This window comes from Rubrimonas cliftonensis (assembly GCF_900107585.1).
GTDB lineage: Bacteria > Pseudomonadota > Alphaproteobacteria > Rhodobacterales > Rhodobacteraceae > Rubrimonas > Rubrimonas cliftonensis.
Genome location: NZ_FNQM01000055.1, coordinates 1 through 5,814, shown reverse-complemented (window position 1 = coordinate 5,814; position 5,814 = coordinate 1). Strand labels below are relative to the sequence as shown.

Below are 5,814 nucleotides of genomic sequence, written 5' to 3'. Positions count from 1 at the left end.
TGCCAAAACCAGCCTGACAAGCCCGTGTAGTTACATTTTGGCCCATCCGGCCATAACAATATCAATCGCTTACGCGTTTTGCTGTCGAAGTTGGGGGGTGAAAGCCCATCGCCCTCAGGGTGGGCGGAAGCGCGAAGTAGAGGATCACCGCCAGAACGGCGATGGTGCCAAGGGTATATCGAAGCCAGGACATGCTATTCCTCTCCAAGCGAACGGTTCATCGTCAGCCGATTACGGGCAATCTCCGCACGCCATGATCCCGCTCAGGGTCCATGGGCCTGCCGCGCGTTTTCAGTGAATGGCGTGTTTCATCGCAGCCAGCCCGACACCCACGCTCCCCGAAAAGAGCGCCCCCGCGATCGGCAGCCACCAGCTGTGGTCGATGACCCATCCCACCCGCGCGCCAAGCGCGACGAGGACGGAGATGCAGAACAGTTGCGAAAGCCCGGTCGCCGTCGGGACGCTCAGCCACCCGAGCCCGGCGACGATGAAGATCGCCGTCGGCACATTTGCGACCAGCAGGGTCGAATGGCTGTGCTGCCAGGCCGTTCCGATGGCCTTCCGGGTCAGGATGCGCTCGCCCGTCTCCATCCCGTGGGACAAAATCTCGGCGAAGATCTTGGCCAGCGTCACCGCAAGGACCGAGCCGAACAGGACGATGGCGGCCTCGAATGGGCCGTCGCGGGCCTCATCCATGGCCATTAACAGGCTCAGGACGAGGATCGAGCCGTAGATCAGCCCGAAAGAGGCCCGGTGCACGGGACCCCAGGCAAGGTGGGGGTGGAGCCCATGGCGTGGCATTGCCATGGACCCCTGGTGGCGCCGGTCAGCGTCAGACATTGCGCTGGGTCGCCATTTTCTCGAGGATGCGGTGCGCCGTCTCGTAACCGCTGTTCTGGTTCTGGCCGGTGATCAGGTTGCCATCGATCGTGGTATGGGTCGCGAAGGGGTCGCGGAAGGCGTGCTGGCATTCGTAGATCGCGCCAAGCTTCTTCAGTTCTTCCTCGGGGTGTTTCGGCGTGACCGCGATGCCGAAGGTGTTGATCTGGTTGTTGGTAACGCCGGTCACGCGCCGGCCCTTGACCAGAGGCTCCCCGTCGATCCCCTTGGCGCCGCAGAGGCCGAGCGCGCCGTGGCAGACCGAGCCGAGGATCTTTCCGGCGGCATTGGCGCGTGTAATGAAGTCGTTCATCGCCTCGCTCTGCATCAGGTCGTAGGCCGCGCCCCAGCCGCCGGCCATGAAGATCACGTCATAGTCGTTTGGGTCGAGATCGGGGATCGCCTTGGAGTTCTTCAGGTCATGCATGGCCTTCTTGTCCTTCATAAAGCGCTTGTCTTCGTGACAGGCGAGCGGCCAGGACCAGGACCAGGGCTGGATCGGGATCTTGCCGCCCTTGGGGGAGGCCATGTCGACCTCCATGCCGGCGTTGACGAAGACGTAATAGGGCACGGTGAATTCCGACCCGAAGGCGCCGGTATCCCGCTTCAGGGGGTCGAGACGATCATGATTGGTGCAGATCATCAGCGCCCGCCGCCCCTTCATGTCAAATTCGGGGACGGTGTAGTGACGGTGGATGCCCAGAAGCCGCAGGAAGGCCGGCAGGTAGAGGTATGTAAGGAGGGCCAGAAGGGCCAGGACGAGAAGGGTAACGACGATCCAGTTCATGACAGGTCTCCAAAGTCAGGGATTGGCAAAGGTGCCCCTCGATGCGGGGCGCACGCATGGGTTCGAGGATCAGTAGGCCGGGCGGCGGACCACCATCCGGACAAGCCGGAAGAGGACGTAGAGACCGGCGAGCAACGCCACGATGAGGCCGGCGAGGTAAGGCCAGTATTTGCCGATCACCCGCTCGGTCAGGTTCGACGCCAATTGCGCCGTCGCAAACTCGTCGCGTCCGAGATCGAGAACGCCGGTCTCGGCGGCATAGGCCTCGTACTCGGCCCGCATGTCCGCGAAGAGCTCCGGATTTTTGCTCGATAGATCGGTGGTTTCGCCCGGATCGACCGACAGGTCGAAAAGCCGCCAGGTGAAGTCGCCCCGGGGCAATGCGGTTCGCACGAGTTTCCAGTTGCCGCGATAGAGCGACGCATTGCCGCTGACTTCTCCGCCAAAGACCTCATCGGCGCCGCGTGTCTCGTCCGTCTCGCCAGCAAGCACGGGCAGGATACTGCGCCCGTAAAGCACGCCCGCGTCATAGGCCACACCGGCTGCATCCAGCAGAGTCGGCATCAAGTCGGAGACATGTACCGGGGCGTCCAGAGGGCCGCGCGCCGCGACCCCGGGACCCGCAACCACCAACGGCACCCGCAGCCCGCCTTCGCTTGAATAGAACTTGTAAAGGCTGAAAGGGGATGCGGAGACAGACGCCCATTCCGGGCCGATTGCGGTCAGACTGCCGGGCAGGCCCATGTTCTCGGGCGACGTGTCGATCCCTTCGAGGAGATGGATCCCATCAAGAAGAAGATTGGCGATCGGGTTTCCGAGCGATGTGACGGCGGAATCCGGGCCGTTGTCCGAGGTCACGACGACGATGGTGTTCTCAAGCTGTCCGATCGCCTCAAGGTGATCCAGAAGACGCCCGATGTGGAAATCTGCTGCTTCGATCATGCCGGCATTCACCTGCATCTCGCGCGCGGCGATGGCCCGCTCCTCGGGCGTCAGATCATCCCAGGCGCGGTGACCTTCGTGCACCGGCGCCAGCGTCGTGGTCTCTGGCACCAGCCCAAGCTCGATCGCGCGCTGCCAGCGCTCTTCGCGCAAGACGTCCCACCCGGCATCGAAGACACCGTCATATTTGTCGATGAACTCGGTCGGGGCCTGCACGGGAATGTGGATCGCCTGCAACGACAGGAAGGCGAAGAAGGGCTGATCGGCATCGCCTTCGTCGATGTAGCGGATCATCTGATCCACGAGGTTGCGGGACGAATAGAAATCCTCGGGCAGGCGGACGGGCTCGCCGTCCTCGTACCACGACACCTCCGGATAGCCCGGCAGGTAGTGGGTATGGTCGTAGTTGCTGCCGCCCGTCGAATCCATGACGTAGGAGCGGTCGAAGCCGAAGCGGTTGGGCAGGTTGGCGCCTTTGGCCCCGATGCCCCATTTCCCGGTCACATATGTCTGGTATCCGGCGTCTGTCACAAGGCTCGCGATCGTCGCCTGATCGTCGTCCCAGACCATGGAATATCCGGGCAGTTCGCTCTGCTCAGGCGTCACGGTTTCCACCAGCGTGCCCATGCCCGTCTGGTGATTGTCGAGGCCCGTCATCAGCATGGCGCGGCTCGGCCCGCAGAAGGGCGAGGAGTAGTAGCGCGAGAAGAGCGTTCCCGCCTCAGCCAGCGCATCGATATTGGGCGTGCGCGCGTCGCCACCATAGGCGCCGAAGCCGGTGAAGCCCAAGTCGTCGAACAGCACCACGAGGATGTTCGGGCGCGCGTCCTGTGCCATTGCCGGCAGCGCGGTCAGGGCGGTGAGCGTCAGGGCGCCAAGCGTGTTTCGGGTGGATCCAATCATGGTGAGGGCCTTTTTCCAGCAGATCGCCGCGCGCATATGCGCCAGCGCGCCGCGGCGGGTGGTGCGGGTCAGGGTCATTGCTTCGCCAGTCCTTCCTTGCCGAGGCGCCAGCGCAGGGTTTCGATCCGGTCCTGACCGAAGAAGGGCTCGCCCTCGAACACCATGGTGGGCACGCCCCAATGGCCGGAGGCATCAAGTGCCGCCTGGTTCGCGTCGATCTCGGGCGCGGGATCGTTCGCGGCGATAGCGGCGTCCATCTCCGCAAGATCGAGACCTGCCTTTGCGACAGCGTCGGCGAGCCGATCGCCTTCATTCCAGCCCGGCGTGCCGCCCCAGATCAGTGCGGCAACGTGATAGGCGAATTCCAGCCCCTTGCCGCGCCGCTCGGCTTCGACGCCGAGACCGGTCAGGCGGTGGATGTAGGGCTGCTCCTCCGCGACTTCGAAGGTCTTGAGATCCTGCACCACGGGATCGGGCGAGGGCCGCCCGAAGGGCATGCCGAGAAACTCGGCGCGCCGCACCATGTCGAGCAGGATGTAGCGGACGCGGCGCGGATCGTCGCCAAAAAGTTCGCCCTTCGCACGCACCGCGATGGGCAGCACAGGGCGAAACCGCACGCTCACATCGAAATCGTCGCGCAGCTTCAGGAGAGCCGGCGTGACAAGATAGGAATAAGGGCTTCTGAAAGACCAGAAAACGTCGACTGTTTTCGTCATCACTATGGCTCCGGACAGGGCTGAAGGGCTCGGGCGCGCAGCACGCGCCCCGTTCACGGGCGGGGGGACACCGCGACTTCGGTGGCGGGGTTCAGATCGTCATTGGGGTCGGCAAGGATACCGGCGGGAAAGGCGACCGAGACAGGCGTGTCTGCGGTATCGAGGCAGAGCAGGTGATTGTTGTCGCCATCGCCGAGGTCCGCGAGAGCGACCGGGGTGATCTCCCGCTCAGACCCGTCCGCGGCGCGCACGGTCACACGGTAGAGGTCGCGCTCCGCATCGCCAGGCTCATCGCCGTCTTCCAAGGTGACGCCGCCGGCCCAGACCACGCGTACGGCCTGCTGAATTCCGTCGGTCGAGCAGTCGTCCCCATCGGTGCGGCGCTGGCCAAGACCGAGGTCTTGCGCGGTCGGATCGGCGATTTCGGCCATCACCAGGCTCGGACCCGGCGCCAGGGGCGTGACGTCGACCTGCGCGCCACGGAAGTCCAACGTTCCGTCTATCGAGTGAAGGTGACCGACGATTTCAACCGACACCGGCGGATCGGCTTCGGCAGCGCCGAATTCGCCCACCAACAAGACCGTGCGCAGCTCCCCGCCATCGGTTGCCGGCAGAAGCGTGACGCAGAGCATGTTACCCGTCGCACCGGACGCCGTGGTGACCCGAAAATCGCCCGCCTGCATGGTCTTGGGGTCGATCTCGGTCGAGAAGATCACCGGCATGCCGTCCTTGCCGAACGCACCGCGGCAGATCGCACGGCTGGCCAGCCTTGGCAGGCCATTGTCGAGCCCGAAAAAAGCGGATAACAGGTCCGCAGATTGGCCGCCGCTCTCGCGCGGCAAGGCCGCATCTGCGGTGGTATCGGTCAGATCGAGGCTGGTGACATCCGCCAAGCTCGGCGATGCTCCGGCCACCACGCAGGCCAGCGCTGCGAACAGGCGCCGACGGACCGCACCGGTCGCGCCGCCTTCGGCCCGGACGTCAAGTTTGGATATGCGTGGCATGCGCCCCTCCGCGTATTTTGCACGTGCAGCATATACAGCGAGGGATGCGTCCTTCGACCGCAGGTCAGGATCACCTGCGGCCAGTGGGTATTCATTTTCGGCCTGGCTAGCTCTCCGGAGTTCGACACTTCCGGCCCCGATTTTCGGGCACCCGGACCGTTAGCCTCTGGGTAATCAATAACTTAGCCTTTGCCCGGGGGTGATTTCAGCGAAGTTGTGTTGTGGCACGTCATCGGTATTTCACGATGGAAAGCAGTTTTCTGCCGTGATATCGTTGCGGCATGTACACGAAGATCACCCGGTCGGGCGGACGACGCTATCTGCAGCTGGTCGAGGGCTATCGTGATGATGCGGGAAAGGTTCGCCACCGCGTGATCGCGAACCTGGGGCGGATCGAGGATCTCACGCCCGAGAAGCTGGATCCCCTGATCAGTGGGCTCAACCGCGTCCTGGGCCGGGCGGAGAACACCGCCTCGCACCTCACCCACGAACCCGCGCAAAGCTACGGCGACGTCTTTGCGCTGCACGAGCTGTGGAAGGATCTCGGCTTCGACCGGGCGCTGAGCCGCGCGCTGCGCTCGGG

Annotated in this window: 5 protein-coding genes and 1 pseudogene; 1 reads left to right on the top strand and 5 read right to left on the bottom strand. The window is 64.0% G+C overall.

The genetic code is table 11. The annotated features are described in order from the left end of the window. Positions 1-291: 291 nt before the first annotated feature. The 5 genes from BLW43_RS22190 to BLW43_RS23830 form a co-directional block, all read right to left on the bottom strand. Positions 292-840, bottom strand: coding sequence for a hypothetical protein (locus BLW43_RS22190; RefSeq protein ID WP_245731171.1), 549 nt, complete (start codon positions 838-840; stop codon positions 292-294). Further along, the gene (locus BLW43_RS22185; RefSeq protein WP_093257005.1) at positions 833-1,666 is read right to left on the bottom strand and encodes a type 1 glutamine amidotransferase domain-containing protein; all 834 of its coding nucleotides are present in this window, start codon (positions 1,664-1,666) and stop codon (positions 833-835) included. The genes BLW43_RS22190 and BLW43_RS22185 overlap by 8 nt, the downstream gene beginning before the upstream one ends. Positions 1,667-1,735: 69 nt before the next feature. Then, positions 1,736-3,589 (bottom strand): sulfatase family protein, encoded by a 1,854-nt coding sequence (locus BLW43_RS22180; protein ID WP_217632288.1) that lies wholly within the window; start codon positions 3,587-3,589, stop codon positions 1,736-1,738. After that, positions 3,586-4,227, bottom strand: a complete 642-nt coding sequence (locus BLW43_RS22175) for a 2-hydroxychromene-2-carboxylate isomerase (RefSeq protein ID WP_093257003.1) — start codon at positions 4,225-4,227, stop codon at positions 3,586-3,588. Before BLW43_RS22175 ends, BLW43_RS22180 begins: the two co-directional genes overlap by 4 nt. Positions 4,228-4,280: 53 nt before the next feature. Next, a complete protein-coding gene (locus BLW43_RS23830; protein WP_093257001.1) occupies positions 4,281-5,231 on the bottom strand; it encodes a hypothetical protein in 951 nt (316 codons plus the stop codon). A 281-nt stretch (positions 5,232-5,512) separates the two neighbouring features. Between BLW43_RS23830 and BLW43_RS22165 the strand changes: the two are divergent. Beyond that, positions 5,513-5,814 (top strand): annotated as a pseudogene (locus BLW43_RS22165) (IS1634 family transposase); the annotation flags it as partial.

Coding starts and splice junctions, on each gene's coding strand:
- BLW43_RS23830 (WP_093257001.1), bottom strand. CDS start 5,231: ATGCCACGCATATCCAAACTTGACGTCCGGGCCGAAGGCGGCGCGACC.
- BLW43_RS22190 (WP_245731171.1), bottom strand. CDS start 840: ATGTCTGACGCTGACCGGCGCCACCAGGGGTCCATGGCAATGCCACGC.
- BLW43_RS22185 (WP_093257005.1), bottom strand. CDS start 1,666: ATGAACTGGATCGTCGTTACCCTTCTCGTCCTGGCCCTTCTGGCCCTC.
- BLW43_RS22180 (WP_217632288.1), bottom strand. CDS start 3,589: ATGACCCTGACCCGCACCACCCGCCGCGGCGCGCTGGCGCATATGCGC.
- BLW43_RS22175 (WP_093257003.1), bottom strand. CDS start 4,227: ATGACGAAAACAGTCGACGTTTTCTGGTCTTTCAGAAGCCCTTATTCC.